Source organism: Arthrobacter sp. V1I7 (genome assembly GCF_030817015.1).
GTDB lineage: Bacteria > Actinomycetota > Actinomycetes > Actinomycetales > Micrococcaceae > Arthrobacter.
The window spans coordinates 2,962,142-2,982,472 of the sequence record NZ_JAUSYS010000001.1 but is presented as its reverse complement, the minus strand read 5'-3'; the positions used below and the strand labels follow the sequence as shown (position 1 = coordinate 2,982,472).

Below are 20,331 nucleotides of genomic sequence, written 5' to 3'. Positions count from 1 at the left end.
GATGCGGCCTAACAAAGCGGAACCAGGCGGTGAAGGAAAAGTATGAGTGACAGTGCCCGGCACCCCGGCGGGACCAAAAACATTCCGCCCACCCATTGAGCAGGAATCCCTGGCGGCTGATCCTCAGCACCCAGGCTGTTCTGGCGCAGGCCGCCTGGACTGGCATCCGGCTCATCATCGGCTACCGGGCGCTGGCGAGCGGTGCAGATCCGGCTTTCCTGGGCGCGCTCGCCTCGAGCTTCGCCTTACCTGCCCTGCTGGCGGCACTGCCGGCAGGACGCATCGCCGACCGGTTCGGCGGAACCGGCATGGCGGTTGCAGGCCTGCTCACGGCGGCGGCAGGCACCGCGGCCATGCTCATGGTCCCTGGCCTGCCCGCACTATTGGCCGCAAGCGCCCTCGTCGGCCTGGGCCACCTTCTGGTGATGGTGGGACAGCAGACCTTCGTCGCCCATGCCAGCACAGCGGATTCCAGGGACAGCGCCTTCGGAGCTCTCACTGCCGCGGCGTCCATAGGCCAGCTCATCGGACCACCGGCCGTCACGGTTGTGGCATCTTTCGGCGCAGGCAGCAGCGGGGCCCTTCCCGACACGGGCTTGGGGCTGCTGGTTTGTCTGGCATTCACCCTGCTGGGGGCCCCGCCCTACTTCTTCCTCCGTGGCGCTGACGCAAGGCTGCGGTCCCAAAGACGGCGGCATGCTTCCACGGCTTCGGCCACAGGCCGGCTTATCGCCTCACCAGGTCTGTGGCGGTCACTCGCGGTCAGTGCGGCGGTGTTGGTCACCGTGGACCTGATGTACGCCTTCGTACCGGTGTGGGCCACGGAAAAGAACATCGGGGCACCCGTGGTTGGTCTGTTGCTGGCGTTGCGGGCCGCTGTCTCGGTGTTGAGCAGGCTGGGTCTGGCCAGGCTTATCGGCAGGTTTGGCCGCAAGGCCGTCCTCATCATCTCAATCACCACCGCGGTCCTGGCATTGATAGCGCTTCCGCTCGTGGGGCCGTACGGTGCAATAGCTGTCATGATCGGCCTGGGACTTGGCTTGGGGATACCGCAACCTTTGACCATGGCTTGGGTGATAGCGCTGACGGACCCCTCCCGCCACGGGGCAGTCCTTGGGCTTCGCTTGGCGGCAAACCGCTTGGCCCAGATTTCAATGCCCCTCGCCGTGGGAACTCTGGCCGCGCCCTTCGGAGTCCTGGGCATCTTCTGGACTAATGCCGCCGTCTTGCTCGGCGCCCTCTCCGTTATTGCAGGATCCGACGTCGGCAGGAAACCGGACGACAGGAAGACCTGACGCTCCGCTGGGCGAGCGAGAAGATGCGAGTCCGTACGAGGGCCTGTCGATGCCGTGCCGCGGCGCGCCGCCGAACCTATGCTGGAGACATGAACACGCTCCAGACAGCGCCGCCCGCCGCGCCCAGCGGAAACCGGCAGCTCCGCTGGTGGGCCGCGGCGGCAGGCGTCGTGGCGGTCGGTACCGGCGTGGTGCTGGGCGAGGTCGCCGCCGGCCTCCTGAGCCCTTCCGTCTCGCCGGTGACCGCCGTCGGGGGCGCGGTGATCGACGCCGTGCCGCCGGCGGTCAAGGACTGGGCGATCGCGCTGTTCGGCACCGCCGACAAGGTGGCGCTGCTGGCCGGCATGGCCCTTGCGATTGCCGGGCTGGCGGCCCTGTCCGGGATCCTTGAGCTGCGTCGCCGCTTCGCCGGGGTCGCCGTCATTGCGGTCTTCGGAGCCGTGGGTCTCGTGGCGGTGCTGGGGCGGGCCGAGGCGACCGCGACCGCGATCCCCATCCCGCTGCTGGTCGCGGCGCTGGGCATCGCCCTGCTGCGCTGGCTGATCGGGCGGCTGGGGGAATGGCAGGCCCAGGCCGGCGACCCCGCGCGCCGGCGCTTCCTCCGGATGCTCGGCGGAACGGCCGCCGTCGCCGCCCTCGGCGCGGTGCTCGCCGCCACTGTGAGGGGTGCCGCCGCCGTCGTCAGCGAGCTGCGGAGCAAGCTCGTGCTCCCGGCGCCCGCTTCTCCCGCCCCGCCGGTCCCGGCAGGAGCCGAACTGCGGCTGGACGGCATCGGCCCGCTCGTGACCCCCAACAAGGACTTCTACCGGATCGACACCGCGCTGCGGGTCCCGGTGGTGGACCCCGGCGAATGGCAGCTGAAGGTCACCGGCCTCGTGGAGCGCGAAATCGAACTTGACTTCGCCGCACTGCTGGCCAAGCCCATGGTTGAACGGCACGTGACCATCGCCTGCGTCTCCAACGAAGTGGGCGGAGACCTGATCGGCAATGCCCGCTGGCTGGGCTGGCCGGTCCGTGACCTGCTGGCGCTGGCGGGACCCCAAGCCGGCGCGGACATGGTGCTCTCCCGCAGCACGGACGGCTGGACCGCTGGCACCCCGCTGGAGGTGCTGACGGACAACCGGGATGCGCTCCTGGCCGTCGGCATGAACGGTGAGCCGCTGCCGCTGGAACACGGCTTCCCCGCGCGCCTCATCGTTCCCGGCCTCTACGGCTACGTCTCGGCGACGAAATGGGTCACCGAGCTGAAGGTGACCCGCTTCGCGGATGACGTTGCCTATTGGACGCCGCGGGGCTGGAGCGAGCGCGGCCCGATCAAGACCTCCTCCCGCATCGACGTTCCCCGCGGCGGACGCTCCGTCTCCGCCGGCGAGGTGGCATTCGGCGGCGTCGCCTGGGCCCAGCACACCGGCATCGGCAAGGTGGAGCTGCGGGTCAACCGCGGCGACTGGCAGCAGGCCGACCTGGCGCCCGGCATCTCCAAAGACACGTGGTATCAGTGGAAGCTGGCCCTGCAGCTCACCCCGGGACAGTACGAGGTGCAGGTCCGGGCCATCGACCTCGACGGCGCCCCGCAGGTGGAGGACCGCGCCCCGGTAGCGCCCAGCGGAGCCACCGGCTATCACACGGTTACAGTGGACGTGAAGTCCTAGCGAGCCGGACTCGCGTCAGGACCAAGGGCCGGGACCAACAGCCGGAATAGGCTCACAACGAGGGGTCAGGAAACCTATGCACCGCACCCAGACACGCAGCGTCAGCGTGGAAGCGCACCGGGAGTCGGTCCGCCGGCTGCTGGCCCCGCTCCGCACTCCGGACCGGATTGAACGGCTCCCGCTGCTCGCGGCACTCGGCCAGGGACTCGCGGCCGACGTCGTCGCTCCGGTGGATCTCCCGCCGTTCGCCAACTCCCAGATGGACGGCTTCGCCATCCGCAGCGTGGACGTGGCCGGCGGCGGAACGGAACTGCGCGTCGTGGCGCCCATTCCCGCCGGTGCCGCTCCGGACAACCTCGCCCCCGGCACCGCTGCCCCCATCATGACCGGGGCCATGATGCCGCCGGGAGCGGACGCCGTCGTACCCATTGAGCAGGCCGTTCCCGATTCTTTCCCCTATCCGGGGGAGCTGGCCACGGTGACCCTGCCGTCCGCCCCCACCGGGAACTTCGTCCGGGCCGCCGGCAGCGACATCCGCGCCGGGGAACCCGCGCTTGCCGTCGGAACGTTCCTGGGGCCGGGACAGCTGGGACTGCTGGCCGCGCTCGGGCTCACCGAGGTCGCCGTGTACCGCGCCCTGAGGATCCTGCTCGTCACCACCGGGGACGAAGTCGTGGAACCAGGCAGTCCCCTCGGTCCCGGCAAGATCTACGATTCCAATGCCACCCTGCTCGAGTCGTCCATGCGCCAGGCCGGGCTCGACGTGACCCGCACCGGCATCTCCACTGACCGGCCCGAGGAACTGGCCGGGTTGCTGCGCCGGCATGCCCCGGACGCGGACCTCATCGTCACCACCGGGGGCGTCAGCAAGGGCGCCTACGAAGTGGTCCGGCAGGCAATGGAAAGCCAGGACGTCGAATTCCTCGGCGTCGCCATGCAGCCCGGCGGCCCGCAGGGGATCGGCACGTTCGACGGCGTCCCCGTCCTCGGGTTTCCGGGGAACCCGGTGAGCTGCCTCATCTCCTTCGAGATGTTCCTTCGGCCCCGTGCTGGGCGAGCTGTTCGGCTCGCCCGCACCGCGTCCAGCCGTCCGGGCCCGGCTGGCCGAAGCACTGACGTCCCCCCGCGGCAAGCACCAGGTCCGGCGCGGCACGCTGGAGCCGAACGGTACGGTCCGGCTGGAAGGCGGCGCGGGCTCGCACCTGGTCTCCGCCCTGGCGCACTCCAATGCCCTGATCCATGTGCCGGAAGGAATTGCCGCGCTCGCCGAAGGCGCAGAGGTGGAAGTATGGATGTTGTGAACGATGCAGAAATCCCCGCAACGGGAAACCCGGCAGCCGATGACATTGAGGCCGGAAATGCCGACGCCGGACACGCGGCCACCGGAAAGCCGGCCCTGACCCACCTCCGCCAGGACGGCACCGCCCAGATGGTCGACGTCTCCAACAAGGCCGAATCAACGCGGGAAGCCACCGCCACCGCCACGGTCAACAGCACGGCCGAGGTCCTGGCCCTCCTGGGCGCCGGCGACCTGCCCAAGGGCGATGCGCTCGCCGTCGCCCGGATCGCCGGCATCATGGCGGCCAAAAAGACCCCCGAACTCATCCCTCTGTGCCACCCGCTCCCGATCGCCAAGGTCACGGTCGACTTCGAACTGGACACCGCCTCCGTCACCGTCTTCGCCACGGTCAAGACCCGCGGCCTCACCGGCGTCGAGATGGAAGCACTCACCGCCGCCTCGGTGGCGGCGCTCAGCGTGTATGACATGATCAAGGCCGTGGACAAGCACGCGGTCCTGACGGACATCAAAGTGCTGGCCAAAAGCGGCGGCAAGAGCGGGGACTGGACCATATGAGCATGCCCGAACCACACCGCCACGGCGAAGCGACCGGGCGGAAGGCCGGCGTCGTGATCGCTTCGACCCGGGCCGCTTCCGGCGCCTACGAGGACCTCACCGGCCCCGTCATCATCGACTGGCTCACCGAACACGGCTTCGAGCCGTTCCCGGCGCTCGTGGTCCCGGACGGGGCACCGGTGGGCGCCGCCCTCCGCGCCCTCCTGACCCAACAGCCCGCCGTCATCATCACGAGCGGCGGGACCGGCCTCAGCCCCACCGACGCCACCCCGGAAGAGACCTTGCCCCTGCTGGACCGCGAGATCCCGGGCATCATGGAAGGAATCAGGAGCGCGGGAACCGCCAAGACCCCGATGGCCATGCTGAGCCGCGGCCACGCGGGGGCGGCCGGCCAGACGTTCATCGTCAACCTCCCCGGATCCCCAAAGGGCGTCATGGAAGGCCTGAGCGTGCTGGATCCCGTCCTCGGACACCTCTGCGACCAGCTCGAAGGAAGCCATGGGCACTGACACAGGATTTGAAGTCGTCCACGCGGTGCTGAGCGCCGCTCCGATCTCCGTGGACCAGGCCATCGCCGCGGTCGAATCAGACACCGCCGGCGCGGTGGTCAGCTTCAGCGGCGTGGTGCGGAACCACGACGGCGGCAAACCGGTGCAGCGGCTCAGTTACAGCGCGCACCCCACCGCGCACCAGGTGATGGCCGACGTCGTCGCGGCCCTCGCCGCGGAGCAGGCGGCCGCCGGGAGCCCCGCCGGTGATGCCGGCGGCGCGCCGCGCCAGCCGGTACGGATCTGGGCGGCGCACCGGATCGGCCTGCTGGAGATCGGCGACCCGGCGCTGGTCTGCGCCGTCTCGGCCGCGCACCGGGGCCAGGCCTTTGAGGTCTGCTCCGAGCTCGTGGACCGGATCAAGGCACAGGTTCCCATCTGGAAGGAACAGTTCTTTACCGACGGCACGGTGGAATGGGTCGGTGCCGGCGGGTAGGAGCTGCAGCGTGTAACGCGGGAACCCCGGTTCATGGGGCTGCGAGCCCCGGCGGTAGGGTTGATGGCATGACCGAACAACTCGCAGTCGCCGTCCTGGGCGCTAACGGGCGCATGGGCGCCGAAGCGGTGAAGGCTGTCGAAGCCGCCGCGGACCTGAAACTGGTGGCGGCCCTCGGCCGGAACGATTCCCTCGACGCGCTCGTGGCTGCCGGAGCCCGGATCGTGGTGGACCTGACAGTCCCTGAAAGCACCGAAGCCAACGTCCGCTTCGCCGTCGAACACGGCATGCACGCCGTCGTCGGTACCACCGGCTGGGACGCGGACCGCCTGGCCCGGCTCGAGGAACTCCTCGCCGGCCAGCAGGGCGTCGGGGTCCTGATTGCCCCCAACTTCGCCCTCGGCTCGGTTCTGGCGTCCGCCTTCGCCGCCAAAGCCTCAAGGTACTTCGATTCGGTGGAAATCATCGAACTGCACCACCCCGACAAGGTGGACGCGCCGTCGGGAACGGCGGTGCGCACGGCCCAGCTGATCGCAGCGGAGCGGGCTGCCGCCAGTGTCCCCGCCAGCCCGGATGCCACTGCCAGCGGACTTCCCGGCGCCCGCGGCTGCGAGGTCGACGGCGTGCGCGTCCACAGCGTCCGGCTCCGCGGCCTGGTGGCCCATCAGGAAGTCCTGCTCGGCGGGCCGGGGGAGCAGCTGACCTTCCGGCACGATTCCTTCGACCGGGCCTCTTTCATGCCGGGCGTGCTGCTGGGTGTACGCACCATTGCCGCGCGACCGGGCCTCACCGTGGGCCTGGACGGCTACCTGGATCTGGGACTCTGAACACCGTGGCCAATGTGCTGACTGCCCTGAAAGCCAACCGCACCAAGATCTGGGTCGGCGCCGTCACCCTGCTGCTGGTGTTCTACCTGGTGGTGTCCTTCCAGCGTTCCGTGCTGCTGATGTCCGACCCGAATCTGGTGGCCAAGGCCATCGGCGTGGCGTACCTTGTCCTCCCGCTCGTCGGGGCCTGGGCCCTGGTCCGGGAGTTGCTGTTCGGCGCCCGCACGGAGCAGATGGCGAAAATCCTCGAAGCCGAAGGTGGCTTGCCGGAGGACACCCTGCCGCGGACCCCCGCCGGCCGGATCATCCGGGAGGCCGCGGACCTCGAATTTGAAAAATACCGCGCCGAGGCGGAGGCGGCCCCGGAGGACTGGCGCTCGTGGTTCCGGCTCAGCTGCGCCTACGACGCCTCGGGTGACCGCAAACGGGCCCGTGCCTCGATGCGCGACGCCGTCAAGCTGTTCCGGGCCGTAACCCCCGCAGCCTGACCGGCACGCCTGGCGCCCAGGCGCCCGGGGATGGTTAGCGGACCCGGGCGGGCTGCTGCCGGCCGAGCTGGTTGGCGGCATGCGCCACCCATTCAAGGGGCCCGCGCCACGAGAGCGCGGCGAAGACCGACCCGATAATCAACACGGCGGCCGCCTGCGCCCAGTAGACACCTTCTACCGTCCAGCCGGCCCAGAGCGGCTTTTCGTAGAGGGTCGCCATGACCCACAAATGGGCCGTGTAAAGGCTCAAAGTAAGGGCGCCGGCGCCCCGCAGCGGGAGCAGCAGATCCAGCTCGATCCACTCGGCGAGCCGGCCCAGCAGCAGGAAGAAGCCCACGACGGCGGCGGCCACCCCGGAGGTGTGCACCAGGTCCAGCGTGGTGCCGGAATGGGGGGCGCTGGTGGCGAGCCACCAGCCGGAGCCGGTTTGTTCCACGCCGGACAGGTTGACCTGCAGGAGGCTCTCGAGCGGATAGGACGGGTTGCGCAGGGACGCCTGCAAGGCCGCCCGGCCGCCCCAGTCCTCCATCATCACGACGCTGAACCACTTGGCCAGGACCGCCACGACGGTTCCTCCGGCCAGCAGCAGTGCCGGCACGGCCGCCGTCGAGAGGGCCATCCGACCGATGGCGAGACCGATCAACAGATAGGCGATCCACTGGAAAACGGGGTAGTAGCCGGTCAGGAAGAGATCGCCAAGCAGTACGCCGGGCGTGGAGAGATCCTCCCATTGCGGGTTGTGGCCCAGCTGAAGGGGAGGCTGGGCCGCGAGGAGCCAGGGGCGCAGCAGGAAGGCTATGACCGGGCTGACCAGTACCCAGCCCGCGGCGAGAACCAGCAGGCGCTTGATGTCCAGCCCGAGAAACGGCAGCACGCAAAGGAACAGCACGGCGTAGTGGACCAGGATGATGGCGATGTTCAGCTCGAGCCCGCCGACGGTGAGACCGACAGCGGCCACCACCAGGGCGCGTAGCGCGATGCCCCGGCGCGCCGCCGATAGCTCGGGCCCCTGCAGCGGCCGTTCCTTTCCGGTGGAAAGAGCCAGCCCGACTCCCGCGAGCACGGCAAAAAGCGCCGAGGCCCGTCCGGAAAAAACGAGTCCCACCCAGGTCGGCGTGAGCTGCGCATCGCGCTCGAAGGTGAGCAGCACGTGCGTGGCCATCATTCCCAGGAGCGCCAGACCGCGGGCGGCATCGATACCTGCCAGCCGCACCCCTGACGCTCCGCCTTTTGCGGTCCGGGAGGGAGGGGTGGTTCCGCGCGCGGTCATGGTCCGATCGTCTCATGACCGGCTGGGACTGCACCCGCCCCAGGGCCCGGCGCGAGGAAGTCACAGGCTCTGCACAGGCCTTGTGTTCGAATATATGTTCGAATACTATGGGGCCATGAGTACAGCACGAGAACCCGATTTCCGTCCGGACGAGGCATCCGGAGTGCTCAAGGCGATGAGCCCCGGGGTGGTGGACTTCCTCTTCCGCCAGCTGGTCGCCGGAGAGCCGGCGGAGGACCGCCGCTGGCAGCAGGAGGGGACTGCCCTCCCCGCCCAGGCGCCCGGGGCCGAGCTCGCCCGCCGGCTGGCTGAAACCGACCTCGATGCACTTACCCCCACCGAACTCTTCAACTACGTGCGCGCCGCGCAACGGCTCGCCGCCTGGGCCGAGGGCCTGCGCGTAACGGCCGTCGGACGGTACTGTGCCACCCCGCCCGGTGCAGCCCAGTCCGGGTCCGCGCGGTCGGACGCTTCGCGGTCGGACGCTGCCGCGCGTTCAGACGTTGCCCCGACCGGCGCCGCGCGGTCGGACGTTGCGCCGGCCGGGGCCGCGTCGTCGGACGTTGCGCCGGCCGGGGGCCGCGTCGTCCTTCGGGGCCCGGCGCGCGGCGTGAGACGCACCTAGGATGGCAGGGTGACCACGCCTCTGACCCTCTCCGCCGTCCAGTACCAGGCCATCGACGGCGGCATCGTGGCCAATCTCCCTGAACACGTCCGCCTCATCGAGGACGCGGACGCCCACGGCGCAAGGCTCGTGATTTTCCCCGAGCTGTCCCTGACCGGCTACGCACTGGAGCGGCTGGCGGACCCGGATCACTGGCTCACGCCTGCCGACAGCCGGCTGGACGGCATCCGCGAAATCTGCCGCCGGACCGGAATCACAGCGGTCGTCGGCGCGCCCTACATAGAGCCGGACGGCACGCCGCGGCTGGCCTCCCTCGCGGTGCGCCCCTCCGGCGGCGTCGACTGCAGCTTCAAGGTGTGGCTCCACGGTGCCGAGGCCGAATGGTTTACCGCGGGAGAGCGGGCAGCGGTCCTGGAGCTCGATGGCTGGCGGGTCGCCCTCGCCATCTGTTACGACGCGGCCCACCCGACACACGCCGGCGCAGCTGCGGATGAAGGCGCGGACGTCTACGCCGTCTCTGGCCTGTACACCGCTGCGGAGGGACGGCGCCTGGACCTTCATCTCGGCGCCCGGGCCATGGACCACCGGATGTACAGCGTCCTCGCGAACCTTGGCGGCAGCACGCCGCTCGGGCCCTCCGCGGGGAAGAGCGGCTTCTGGGGCCCGGACGGATTCGTCATCCGGCGGGCCGCAGGGACGGGCACCGAGGTGCTCACCGCGATCCTGCTGCACCCGGCCGCCCGGATTTGATCTTCATCACGCCGCCACCATTGTCCTAACACGCAGGGGACAGGGTAACGTTTTTACCATGGCTGACTCTGACATTCGCTCTTACACGTTCGGTACCCTTGTGACCGCGATGGTCACGCCTTTCACCACCGACGGTGAGGTTGACTATCGTCAGTCGGCAGAGCTGGCCAACAAGCTCGTCGAAGACGGCAACGACGCCCTCGTGATCTCCGGCACCACCGGCGAGACGTCCACCTTGGAAGATGACGAAAAGGAAAAGCTGTTCCGCGTCATCGTCGAAGCCGTGGGGGACCGCGCCAAGGTGATTGCCGGAACCGGCACCAACCACACCTCGCACTCGATCGAGATGGCCAAGCGCGCGGCGAAAGCCGGAGCCCACGGCCAGCTGATCGTCACGCCGTACTACAACAAGCCGAGCCAGGCCGGCATCCAGGCCCACATCGAGGCCGTCGCCGACGCCGCTGAACTTCCCGTCATGGTCTACGACATCCCCGGCCGCGCCGGCGTCCCGATCCTTCCCGAGACCATGATCCGGATCGCGGACCACCCCCGGGTGGTTGCCCTCAAGGATGCGAAGGCGGACTTCGCCGCGGTGACCCGCGTCCTGGCCAACACCGATCTGGATGTCTACTCGGGCGACGACGGACTCACGCTGCCCTGGATGGCAGCAGGCGCCGTCGGGCTCGTCAGCGTCTCGGCCCACGTGGCCACGAAGCAGTACCGTGCGATGATCGACGCCGCACTTGCAGGCGATTTTGCGGCCGCCCGCACCATACATTTCGAACTGGACCCCGTGGTCCGTGCAGTGATGACCCACATTCAGGGTGCTGTTGCTGCGAAGCAAGTTCTTAAGTGGCAGGGAGTCCTGCCCAACTCGGTTGTCCGATTGCCCCTCGTGGAGCCGGGCGAAACCGAGATCGAAACCATCCGCGAGGACTTGGCGGAAGCCGGACTGGTCTATTCCTGATCGGGCATTTTTCCCGATCGGCAACGACCTGTCAGGCGACCGCCTGGAAAGTAGTGCACTATGACCCAAACCGCCCTTCCCGGCCTTGTCACGCCGCCCCGACTCGCCAAAGACACCCTGCGGATTGTTCCGCTCGGAGGCCTGGGCGAGATCGGCCGCAACATGACGGTCTTCGAGGTCGACGGCAAGCTGCTCATCGTCGACTGCGGCGTTCTCTTCCCTGAGGAAACCCAGCCCGGCGTTGACCTGATCCTGCCCGATTTCTCCTACATCAAGAACCGGCTTCAGGACATCGTGGCGGTTGTGCTGACCCACGGCCACGAGGACCACATCGGCGCCGTCCCCTACCTGCTGAAACTGCGCGCGGACATCCCCCTGGTGGGCTCACAGTTGACCCTTGCCCTCATCGAGGCGAAGCTGCAGGAACACCGGATCCGGCCGCTGACCCTCACCGTCACCGAGGGACAGGTCGAAAAGTTCGGCCCGTTCGAGTGCGAGTTCGTCGCGGTGAACCACTCCATCCCCGATGCCCTCGCCGTGTTCCTCCGCACCGCGGGCGGCACCGTGCTGCACACCGGCGACTTCAAGATGGACCAGCTGCCGCTTGACGGCCGGATCACGGACCTCCGCCACTTCGCCAAACTCGGCGAAGAAGGCGTGGATCTGTTCATGTCCGACTCGACGAACGCCGATGTACCGGGCTTCACCACGGCCGAGAAGGAAATCGGGCCGACCCTGGACCTGGTCTTCGGGCAGGCGTCCAAGCGCATCATCGTGGCCTCGTTCTCGTCCCACGTACACCGCGTCCAGCAGGTCCTCGATTCCGCCGCCAACCATAACCGCAAGGTCGCCTTTGTGGGCCGCTCGATGGTCCGGAACATGGCCATCGCAGCCAAGCTCGGCTACCTGGATGTGCCGCCGGGAATCCTGGTCGACGTCAAGAACATCGCCAACCTGCCGGACAACCGCGTGGTCCTGATGTCCACCGGTTCCCAGGGTGAGCCGATGGCGGCACTCTCCCGCATGGCCAACGGCGACCACCCCGTGATCGTCGGCGAGGGCGACACCGTCGTCCTCGCCTCCAGCCTGATCCCGGGCAACGAGAACGCCGTCTTCCGGATCATCAACGGCCTGCTCAAGCTCGGCGCGGATGTCATCCACAAGGGCAACGCCAAGGTCCACGTTTCCGGCCACGCCGCCGCCGGGGAGCTGCTGTACTGCTACAACATCCTTGAGCCGCTCAATGCGATGCCGGTCCACGGCGAGACCCGCCACCTGATCGCCAACGGCAAGATCGCCCTGAATTCCGGCGTTCCCGAGGAGAGCATCCTGCTGGCGGACAACGGCACCGTGATTGACCTCCGGGACCACCAGGCCGACATCGTGGGCCAGGTTGAAGTCGGCTTCGTCTACGTGGACGGATCCAGCGTCGGCGAAATCACCGACGCCGACCTGAAGGACCGCCAGACCCTCGGCGATGAAGGCTTCATCTCCATCATCACGGTCATCCACCGCGCCACCGGCAAGGTCGTCTCCGGCCCGGAGATCCACGCCCGCGGCGTCGCCGAGGATGACTCGGTCTTCGACGAAATCATCCCCAAGATCAACGCTGCGCTGGAGGAAGCCGTGCTCAACCGCTCGGACCACACCACCCACCAGCTCCAGCAGGTTGTCCGCCGTGTCGTCGGCACCTGGGTCAACCGCAAGCTCCGCCGCAAGCCCTTGATCATCCCGGTGGTCCTGGAGGCATAAGCACGCTCGGCGCGGAGATCTTCGCGCGCCCCACCAAGGCGGCCTTCCCGGCCCGCCCGCAGCCCCGTGGCTGGGCTGATCGGGAAGGCCGTCTTGCGTTATCCCGGCCCCTGCCACACGCGAGCCGGAACACTGCCGGGCGCCGGCTGAACGAGCCTCGAAAGCGCAACATGGTTACCGGCCGGCCCCGGAAATCCGCGGTTTCCGGCCCTATGTCCGGTACCGTGGCGGGTATGGCGATACGTACTTCCTCCGCGCCAAGAGGAAACTCAAGCGGTAAATCAGGCAGCTCGACGGGCCGGGGCTCCGGCCCCGCTGCGTCCAAATCCGGCAGGTCCTCGGGAGCGGCGGGCACCGCGCGCACCCGGCAGCTGGCCGCCGTCGAACCCAGGCAGCCCTGGCCGGTGCGGGTCGTGGCCGGCACCTGGCTGGGCGTCGCCCATGTCGTGGGCGCGGGCGTCCGCCGGATCGGCTCGGACGTCAGCGACCTTGCCCCCGAGGACCGCCGCGACGGCGCCGCTCTGTTCAACCTCGCGCTTGGCGTCTTCGTCGCGACCTTCGCCTGGTGGGGCTTCCGGGGCTGGTTCCCCGACGCGGTCTACGGAATCGTCAACGGAACTTTCGGCTGGATGTCCCTGCTGCTGCCGCTCATGCTCTTCGTCTGCGCGTTCCGGCTGTTCCGGCAGCCCGTCGACGGCCGCGGTAACAACAGGATCGGCATCGGCTTCCTGGTCATGACCTTCGCCGGCACCGGCCTGGCGCACATCATCGGCGGCCAGCCCACCGTCGCGGACGGGTTCGACGGCCTGCGCCGGGCCGGCGGAATGCTCGGTTACCTGGCCGCCGCACCGCTGGCGGCCATCCACAGCGCCGTACCGATTGCGGTCTACAGCTTGGTCGCCTTCACCTCGCTGCTGATCGTGACGGCGACCCCGTTCGGAGCCATCCCCAGCCGGCTGCGGGACGCCTACGAACACCTCATGGGCACCGACCTGGCGGACTACGAAGCCAGCGGCGACGGCCACGACCGCAGCTACCTCTACGAAAACGACACCCCGGCACCGGCCAGGAAAAAGCGCCGGCGCCTCTTCGGCAAGGACCGCGACGCCGACGAGGGCCTGGAAGGGTACGTCGGCGACGAGGCCTTCGAGCGGGCGCTCATCGCAGACGAGGAAGCCGAGGCCGCCAAATCCGCCAGTGGCTCCAAAACAGGCTCCAGGTCCGTGGCGCCCGGCGTGCGCCGGCCCACCCAGGCCGAGATCGCCGTCGAGAAGATCAAGGCAGCCCAGGGCCTGGGCGCGTCAGGAACAGCTGCCGGTGCCGTGGGCGAGAACGCCACCGAGGCCATTCCGTTGGTCACCCCCGGCATGGTGGCGACGGGGTCCCTTAACCCGTCCGAAGGCGCCGGCACCGCCGCCGGAACTGCCGCGGCCGCGGCCGCGGCCAAGGTCCCCTCCAACCCGGTGGCACCGGCGCCGTTGCCGACCCCGATTCCGCAGCGCACCGAGCAGCTCTCACTGGCCGGGGACGTCACCTACACGCTGCCGCCGTCGGACGTGCTGACGCCCGGCTCCATCCCGAAGGAACGCACCGAGGCCAACGACGCGATTGTCGCCTCGCTGACCGAAACCCTCAACCAGTTCAATGTGGACGCCCAGGTCACCGGCTTCAGCCGTGGACCCACCGTGACCCGCTACGAGATCGAATTGTCCCCGGGGACCAAGGTGGAGCGCGTCACGGCGCTGTCCAAGAACATCTCCTATGCCGTTGCCAGCTCCGACGTGCGCATCCTGAGCCCCATTCCGGGCAAGTCCGCGATCGGCATTGAGATCCCCAACACGGACCGCGAGACGGTCTCGCTGGGGGATGTGCTGCGCAGCCAGAATGCCCGCCGGACGGACCACCCCATGGTCATGGGCGTCGGCAAGGATGTCGAAGGCGGCTACGTCGTCGCGAACCTCGCCAAGATGCCGCACCTCCTGGTGGCGGGCGCCACCGGCGCCGGCAAGTCCTCGTTCGTGAACTCGATGATCACCTCCATCCTGATGCGGGCCACGCCGGACGAGGTCCGCATGGTGATGGTGGACCCCAAACGCGTGGAGCTCACCGCCTACGAAGGCGTCCCGCACCTCATCACGCCGATCATCACCAACCCTAAGAAGGCCGCCGAAGCGCTGCAGTGGGTGGTCCGGGAGATGGACGCCCGCTACGACGACCTCGCCAATTACGGCTTCAAGCACATCGATGACTTCAACAAGGCCGTCCGTGCCGGCAAGGTCCAGCCGCCGGAGGGCTCCAAGCGCGTCATCCGGCCGTACCCGTACCTGCTGGTGATTGTGGACGAACTCGCCGACCTCATGATGGTGGCCCCGCGCGACGTCGAAGACTCCATCGTCCGCATCACCCAGCTGGCCCGCGCGGCCGGAATCCACCTGGTGCTGGCCACCCAGCGGCCGTCCGTGGATGTCGTCACCGGCCTGATCAAGGCCAACGTGCCCTCCCGAATGGCGTTCGCGACCTCCTCCGTCACCGACTCCCGCGTGGTCCTGGACCAGCCGGGCGCGGAGAAACTCATCGGCCAGGGCGATGCGCTGTTCCTGCCGATGGGGGCCTCCAAGGCGATGCGCGTCCAGGGCGCCTGGGTCACCGAATCAGAAATCCACAAGGTGGTCGAACACGTCAAGGGCCAGCTCAAGGCGGTCTACCGTGACGACGTAGCTCCGGAGGCGCAGAAGAAGCAGATCGACGACGACATCGGAGACGATCTCGAGGTGCTGCTGCAGGCCACCGAACTGGTGGTCACCACCCAGTTCGGTTCGACGTCGATGCTGCAGCGCAAGCTCCGCGTCGGCTTCGCCAAGGCCGGGCGCCTGATGGACCTGCTCGAGTCCCGGGGAGTGGTGGGGCCCTCCGAGGGTTCCAAGGCCCGCGACGTCCTGGTGAAACCGGACGACCTCGCCGCCGTCCTGGCCGCGATGAAGGGCCAGGACGGCCCGGCAATCGCGGATTCCCAGACCGCGGCGCTCAGCGACAACGCCAACGCCAACATTGCCCAGGGCGGCTACGCGGAGGACCTCGTGGCCGCGGATCTGGACAACCGGACCCAGAGCGTGCGCTACTTCGACGGTGCAGACGGCGCGGATGGCTCCGGGGCCTCCTCCGGGGAGGACGACGACGGCTCCGAGGACGCCTGGTCGCTCACCGGACGGTAGCCTAGGAAGGTGACTAGCGCCGAAGCAAAGAGTCCCGGCTCCGCCTCGCGGATCTGGAACCTGCCCAACATCCTGACGATGCTGCGGATTGTGCTGGTGCCATTCTTCATCTGGTTCCTCATCGCAGACGCCCCCGGGCTGGACAGCCAGAACGGTGTCTGGCGCTGGGTGGCGGCCGCGACGTTCGCCGTCGCCATCTACACGGACAAGCTCGACGGCGACATCGCCCGCAGCCGCGGACTCATCACCGACTTCGGCAAGATCGCCGACCCGATCGCTGACAAGCTGTTGATCGGTTCCGCACTGGTCATGCTCTCCCTGCTCCAGGAACTCCCGTGGTGGGTCACCATCCTGATCCTGGTCCGCGAATGGGGGGTCACCGCCCTGCGCTTCTTCGTCATCCGCTACGGCGTGATCCCGGCCTCCCGGGGCGGCAAGCTCAAGACCGTCGTCCAGACGGTCGCCATTTTCCTGTACGTCATCCCGCTCGCCTCCCTCGCGCCGTGGCTGGGTGCTGTGGCCTTCGCCGTCATGATGGTGGCCCTGGCCATCACGGTCTGGACGGGCGGGGAATACGTGATCGAGGCCCTCAAGCTGCGTGCCAGCGGCCTCCGGGCACGGCAGCAGGTCCGGGAGGGCAAGAAATGACCACTCCGCATCCGAATCTCCACCGCATCGCCGGCGAGGCCGTGGCCGGGGCAATCGAACGGGGGCTGACCGTCGCGACCGCCGAATCGCTCACAGCCGGTATGGTCGCCGCTGTCCTGGCCGATATCCCGGGGGCCTCCGGGATGCTGCAGGGCGGGGTGGTGTCCTACCAGAATTCGGTCAAGGCCGATGTGCTCGGCGTGCCCCGGGACCTCCTCGACGCCGTCGGCGCCGTCGACGGGCAGGTTGCCGCGGCGATGGCCGACGGCGCCCGCCGGATCTGCGCTGCCGACATTGGCGTGTCCACCACCGGGGTCGCCGGACCCGAGCCGCACGGCGGCAAGGACGTCGGCGCCGTCTATGTCGGCATTGCGACGGCGGACGGATCGACCGCGTATTCGTACAGGTTCGACGGAAACCGGCTGGAAATCCGCGCCCTGGCGTGTGCGGCGGCGCTGGAGCGCCTGCTGGAAGTACTGGCGCCGGGACGTTACCCTGCGTAAAGTTGCCGGGAACAAAAGTTGATTCCTAATAGTTGTTAGATTGTGTCGCCTCCGAATATGGGAGGCGCCTAGGATGAAGGAATCAACAGTTCGCCTCAAGCGGCGAATTCAACAAACGAGGGAGCAAGGCGATACAGATGGTAAAGCAGCCCGTATCCGTAAACGGCGTTGTCCGCTGGAAGGATGTGGGCCTCGCCGATCAGGCTAAGAGCGAACAGAAGGAGCGCAAAATGGTTGTACTTCGTCACGAAATCGGCGATGTTTTGCGCGATGTCCGCCAACGCCAAGGCCGTACCCTCCGCGAAGTCTCGCACAGTGCCCGTGTTTCCCTGGGCTACCTGAGTGAAGTGGAACGCGGCCAAAAGGAAGCCTCCTCGGAGCTCCTTTCCTCGATCTGCTCGGCCCTCGATGTTCCGCTCTCCAGCATGCTCCGCGAAGTCAGCGACCGCGTCGCCGTCGCCGAGGGTGTGGCAGTTCCGGACACCGTTCCGCAGGAGTTCGCCCAGCGCTACGGCCGTGACCTGGACCGTGAGCTCAACTCGGACCTGACCGACGAGTTGACCAAGGGCCTTCTCTCCGGGGCACGTTAGCCCCCGACCCACAATTCGATCCGAAGGTCCCCGGCGGTGTGCCGGGGACCTTTTGCGTGCCCGTTCGCGGCGGCTGTAACAGTTTGCAGCCGTGTTTCGCGGCGTCCGTAACAGTTCGCACCCGTGTTTCGCGGCGGCGCTGCCGTGAAGTGCGGTCTCGCGTGGCGGCGGGCCCGGAGGCACGTACGCGGACTCGTTCCGCGGGAAGCCGTCGCGTTCATAGGTGGCGTTGAGCATGCCCATGTACGCGGCGAGTGCCTGAAGGTCCTCCGGCGGCCACTCGGAGAGCCGCTCCCGGAAGACCTCGCGGCGGGCGTCCTGGACCTGATGCATCTTGTCCTCGCCTTTGGCCTCAGCCGGATCGACTGCGCCCGGCCATCGAGGGGATCAGCCCCCTGGAACTCCAGGCCGAGGTTCTCCAGGAAGGCGATCTTCCGGCTCACGGAAGGCTTGCCCACGCCGATGCAGGAGGCCAGATCGGTCAAGCGGATGGGACCCTTCCGGCGGACCACGCTCAGCAGGCCGTAGGCGGCCGGTTCCATCTCCGGATGGACCTGACGCGAGAGCTGCTGGGAGAGGAACGGGCGCTGCGCAAGAGCAGGCTCAACTGATGCTCAACAGCGGTCAGGGCCGCGTCTGCGGGATCCCCGGCGCTGCCCGGAAACTCAGCTGAATTTCCTGGTGCCTCGGCCGGGTTGCTCATGGCAACCATTCTAGAGTCCCGCACCGTGAGAGACTTTATGGGTGCGGATCAGTGACTTTTGGCGGCTCATGGACGATGAATTCGGAGCAGGCTACTCCCGGGTTCTTAGCAGCAGCCTGGTCCTCGCCGGTGTCGGCGGCCGGACCGCGGACCAGGCACTCAGCGCCGGGATACCGCCACGGCAGGTGTGGCTGGCACTGTGCGACGTCCAGGATGTACCGCCCGAGCGCCGCCTGGGCCGCGATATCAAACCGCGCTGACCGGCGGGCGAAGAGCGGCTCGAAGACCAGGTCCGCCGCTGACACGCCGCCCCATTTGTTCGAATACCTGTTCGGATGGGACTATGCTTTTTCTAGAGTGTTTTCCACATACGCGACGCCGGCCGGCAATTCTGTCGGTGGGTAGAAGTAGCGTCAGTGATGACAGGTCAGCGATGACAGACGGATGACAGACGAAGGGCCGAACCGGCCACTCCACAGCGAGAAAGCATTAGAGGTGTGAACCATGGCCGCAGCCCCGGATCGCCAGAAAGCGCTCGACGCAGCGCTTGCCCAGATTGACAAGCAGTTCGGCAAGGGCTCGGTCATGCGCCTGGGTGACGAAGTCCGAGCTCCCATCGAGGTCATCCCGACCGGCTCCATCGCACTGGACGTGGCGCTGGGAATTGGCGGGCTGCCCCGCGGCCGTGTCGTCGAGATCTATGGTCCGGAATCCTCCGGTAAGACCACGGTCGCCCTGCACGCGGTGGCCAACGCCCAGCGTCTCGGCGGCATCGCTGCCTTCATCGACGCCGAGCACGCCCTGGACCCGGAATACGCCGCCAAGCTCGGCGTCGACACCGACGCCCTCCTGGTTTCGCAGCCGGACACCGGCGAGCAGGCCCTGGAAATCATGGACATGCTGATCGGCTCCGGCTCGCTGGACGTCATCGTCATTGACTCCGTCGCCGCGCTGGTTCCCCGCGCGGAAATCGAAGGCGACATGGGCGACAGCCACGTCGGACTCCAGGCCCGCCTGATGAGCCAGGCCCTGCGTAAGATCACCGGGCGCCTTAGCCAGACCAAGACCACGGCCATCTTCATCAACCAGTTGCGCGAAAAGATCGGCGTGTTCTTCGGCTCCCCGGAAACCACCACCGGTGGTAAGGCCCTGAAGTTCTACGCCTCCATCCGCATCGACGTCCGCCGGATCCAGACCCTCAAGGAGGGCGCGGACTCGGTCGGTAACCGCACCAAGGCCAAGATCGTCAAGAACAAGATGGCCCCGCCCTTCAAGATCGCCGAATTCGACATCATCTACGGCCAGGGCATCTCCCGCGAGGGCGGCATCATCGACATGGGTGTCGAGCACGGCCTGATCAAGAAGTCGGGCTCCTGGTTCACCTACGACGGCGACCAGCTGGGCCAGGGTATGGAGAACTCGCGCCGCTTCCTGCGCGACAACCCTGAGCTTGCCTCCGAGCTCGAGCGTCTCATCAAGGAAAAGCTCGGCGTCGGCGTGAAGGCTCCGGCCGAGACCGAAGCATCACCGAAGCTGAAGGCCGTTGACGGCTTCTAACCGCCAACGGCGCCAAGGGGCAGGATTCCCATCGCCGGATCCTGCCCCCGGCTTCGACGAGGATGGTGCACCCGCACCCGCACGCCCCGGCGCTGACGGCCGGCGCCGGCGCTCGGGCCCCTCGCCCGAACAGGACCCCGACGCCGATCCGGCGGCGGTTGCCCGTGCCATCGTGCTGCGTCAGCTGACTTCTTCGCCCAAGAGCAGGCTTCAGCTCGCCCGCAAACTGGCCGAGCGCAACGTTCCCGAAGACGTCGCCGAGGCCGTGCTGGACCGCTTCGAAGAAGTCAGGCTGGTCGACGACGCGGAGTTTGCCGACATGTGGGTCCGCGGCAGGTCCCAAAGCCGGAAGCTTGCCAAGGGCGCACTGCGTCGGGAGCTCGCGGACAAAGGCATCGACCCCGAGGTGGCCGCCGTGGCTTTGGAACAGCTCAGCGACGAGGACGAGGAGGCCGCGGCCAGGGAGCTCGTCGAGCGCAAACTGCGCGGCGCTACCGGGCTCGGGGACCGCGAGCTCCGGGACAAGGCCACGCGCCGACTGGCCTCCATGCTTGCGCGCAAGGGCTACCAGCCCTCGCAGGCCTTCCGAATCGTGGGCGAAGTCCTCGACGCCGCCGCGGCGCGCGAGGAAGCCCAAGCCTAGCCGGCCCCTG

19 protein-coding genes and 2 pseudogenes are annotated in these 20,331 nt (G+C 68.1%); 19 read left to right on the top strand and 2 right to left on the bottom strand.

Annotated features, from left to right (window positions below):
• Positions 1 to 95: 95 nt before the first annotated feature.
• From QFZ69_RS23360 to QFZ69_RS13700, 8 genes and pseudogenes are all read left to right on the top strand, one after another.
• The gene (locus QFZ69_RS23360) at positions 96 to 1,295 is read left to right on the top strand and encodes an MFS transporter (RefSeq protein WP_373461897.1); all 1,200 of its coding nucleotides are present in this window, start codon (positions 96 to 98) and stop codon (positions 1,293 to 1,295) included.
• Positions 1,296 to 1,384: 89 nt separating this feature from the next.
• On the top strand, positions 1,385 to 2,947 hold the full coding sequence (locus QFZ69_RS13730) for a molybdopterin-dependent oxidoreductase (protein WP_306918925.1): 1,563 nt from the start codon (positions 1,385 to 1,387) through the stop codon (positions 2,945 to 2,947).
• Positions 2,948 to 3,023: 76 nt separating this feature from the next.
• Positions 3,024 to 4,248, top strand: a pseudogene (gene glp, locus QFZ69_RS13725) (gephyrin-like molybdotransferase Glp).
• A 128-nt stretch (positions 4,249 to 4,376) separates the two neighbouring features.
• Positions 4,377 to 4,802 (top strand): cyclic pyranopterin monophosphate synthase MoaC, encoded by a 426-nt coding sequence (gene moaC, locus QFZ69_RS13720; RefSeq protein ID WP_306919689.1) that lies wholly within the window; start codon positions 4,377 to 4,379, stop codon positions 4,800 to 4,802.
• Positions 4,799 to 5,311, top strand: a complete 513-nt coding sequence (locus QFZ69_RS13715) for a MogA/MoaB family molybdenum cofactor biosynthesis protein (RefSeq protein ID WP_306918921.1) — start codon at positions 4,799 to 4,801, stop codon at positions 5,309 to 5,311. Before moaC ends, QFZ69_RS13715 begins: the two co-directional genes overlap by 4 nt.
• Positions 5,301 to 5,786, top strand: a complete 486-nt coding sequence (locus QFZ69_RS13710) for a molybdenum cofactor biosynthesis protein MoaE (protein WP_306918919.1) — start codon at positions 5,301 to 5,303, stop codon at positions 5,784 to 5,786. Before QFZ69_RS13715 ends, QFZ69_RS13710 begins: the two co-directional genes overlap by 11 nt.
• Before the next feature lie 68 nt (positions 5,787 to 5,854).
• Positions 5,855 to 6,613, top strand: coding sequence for a 4-hydroxy-tetrahydrodipicolinate reductase (gene dapB / locus QFZ69_RS13705; RefSeq protein WP_306918917.1), 759 nt, complete (start codon positions 5,855 to 5,857; stop codon positions 6,611 to 6,613).
• A 5-nt stretch (positions 6,614 to 6,618) separates the two neighbouring features.
• Positions 6,619 to 7,101 (top strand): hypothetical protein, encoded by a 483-nt coding sequence (locus QFZ69_RS13700; RefSeq protein WP_306918915.1) that lies wholly within the window; start codon positions 6,619 to 6,621, stop codon positions 7,099 to 7,101.
• Positions 7,102 to 7,135: 34 nt separating this feature from the next.
• On the opposite strand, the gene QFZ69_RS13695 is transcribed toward QFZ69_RS13700, so the two are convergent.
• Positions 7,136 to 8,371, bottom strand: coding sequence for a heparan-alpha-glucosaminide N-acetyltransferase domain-containing protein (locus QFZ69_RS13695; RefSeq protein ID WP_306918913.1), 1,236 nt, complete (start codon positions 8,369 to 8,371; stop codon positions 7,136 to 7,138).
• Positions 8,372 to 8,486: 115 nt separating this feature from the next.
• Here QFZ69_RS13695 and QFZ69_RS13690 point away from each other — a divergent pair, with 115 nt between their 5' ends.
• From QFZ69_RS13690 to QFZ69_RS13655, 8 genes are all read left to right on the top strand, one after another.
• Positions 8,487 to 8,996, top strand: coding sequence for a hypothetical protein (locus tag QFZ69_RS13690; protein WP_306918910.1), 510 nt, complete (start codon positions 8,487 to 8,489; stop codon positions 8,994 to 8,996).
• A 9-nt stretch (positions 8,997 to 9,005) separates the two neighbouring features.
• A complete protein-coding gene (locus QFZ69_RS13685) occupies positions 9,006 to 9,746 on the top strand; it encodes a carbon-nitrogen hydrolase family protein (protein ID WP_306918908.1) in 741 nt (246 codons plus the stop codon).
• Positions 9,747 to 9,804: 58 nt separating this feature from the next.
• A complete protein-coding gene (gene dapA, locus QFZ69_RS13680; protein ID WP_306918906.1) occupies positions 9,805 to 10,713 on the top strand; it encodes a 4-hydroxy-tetrahydrodipicolinate synthase in 909 nt (302 codons plus the stop codon).
• Positions 10,714 to 10,773: 60 nt separating this feature from the next.
• Complete coding sequence (locus tag QFZ69_RS13675) at positions 10,774 to 12,465, top strand: ribonuclease J (RefSeq protein WP_306918904.1); 1,692 nt, start codon at positions 10,774 to 10,776, stop codon at positions 12,463 to 12,465.
• Between the two features lie 233 nt (positions 12,466 to 12,698).
• Entirely contained in the window at positions 12,699 to 15,677 is a 2,979-nt protein-coding gene (locus QFZ69_RS13670; protein WP_306918902.1) for a DNA translocase FtsK, read from the top strand.
• Between the two features lie 9 nt (positions 15,678 to 15,686).
• A complete protein-coding gene (pgsA, locus tag QFZ69_RS13665) occupies positions 15,687 to 16,325 on the top strand; it encodes a CDP-diacylglycerol--glycerol-3-phosphate 3-phosphatidyltransferase (protein WP_306918900.1) in 639 nt (212 codons plus the stop codon).
• Positions 16,322 to 16,828, top strand: a complete 507-nt coding sequence (locus QFZ69_RS13660; RefSeq protein ID WP_306918899.1) for a CinA family protein — start codon at positions 16,322 to 16,324, stop codon at positions 16,826 to 16,828. Before pgsA ends, QFZ69_RS13660 begins: the two co-directional genes overlap by 4 nt.
• A gap of 137 nt (positions 16,829 to 16,965) precedes the next feature.
• Positions 16,966 to 17,418: a helix-turn-helix domain-containing protein gene (locus tag QFZ69_RS13655; RefSeq protein WP_306918897.1), complete on the top strand. Its 453-nt coding sequence runs from the start codon at positions 16,966 to 16,968 to the stop codon at positions 17,416 to 17,418.
• A 192-nt stretch (positions 17,419 to 17,610) separates the two neighbouring features.
• Here the strand turns inward: QFZ69_RS13655 and QFZ69_RS13650 are convergent.
• Positions 17,611 to 18,121, bottom strand: a pseudogene (locus QFZ69_RS13650) (MarR family winged helix-turn-helix transcriptional regulator); the annotation flags it as partial.
• Positions 18,122 to 18,189: 68 nt separating this feature from the next.
• On the opposite strand from QFZ69_RS13650, the gene QFZ69_RS13645 reads away from it, so the two are divergent.
• The 3 genes from QFZ69_RS13645 (at position 18,190) to QFZ69_RS13635 (ending at position 20,321) form a co-directional block, all read left to right on the top strand.
• The gene (locus QFZ69_RS13645; RefSeq protein ID WP_306919688.1) at positions 18,190 to 18,381 is read left to right on the top strand and encodes a DUF3046 domain-containing protein; all 192 of its coding nucleotides are present in this window, start codon (positions 18,190 to 18,192) and stop codon (positions 18,379 to 18,381) included.
• 244 nt (positions 18,382 to 18,625) lie between these two features.
• A complete protein-coding gene (recA, locus tag QFZ69_RS13640; RefSeq protein WP_264356754.1) occupies positions 18,626 to 19,678 on the top strand; it encodes a recombinase RecA in 1,053 nt (350 codons plus the stop codon).
• Between the two features lie 169 nt (positions 19,679 to 19,847).
• Positions 19,848 to 20,321 (top strand): regulatory protein RecX, encoded by a 474-nt coding sequence (locus QFZ69_RS13635; RefSeq protein ID WP_306919687.1) that lies wholly within the window; start codon positions 19,848 to 19,850, stop codon positions 20,319 to 20,321.
• Positions 20,322 to 20,331 lie beyond the last annotated feature (10 nt).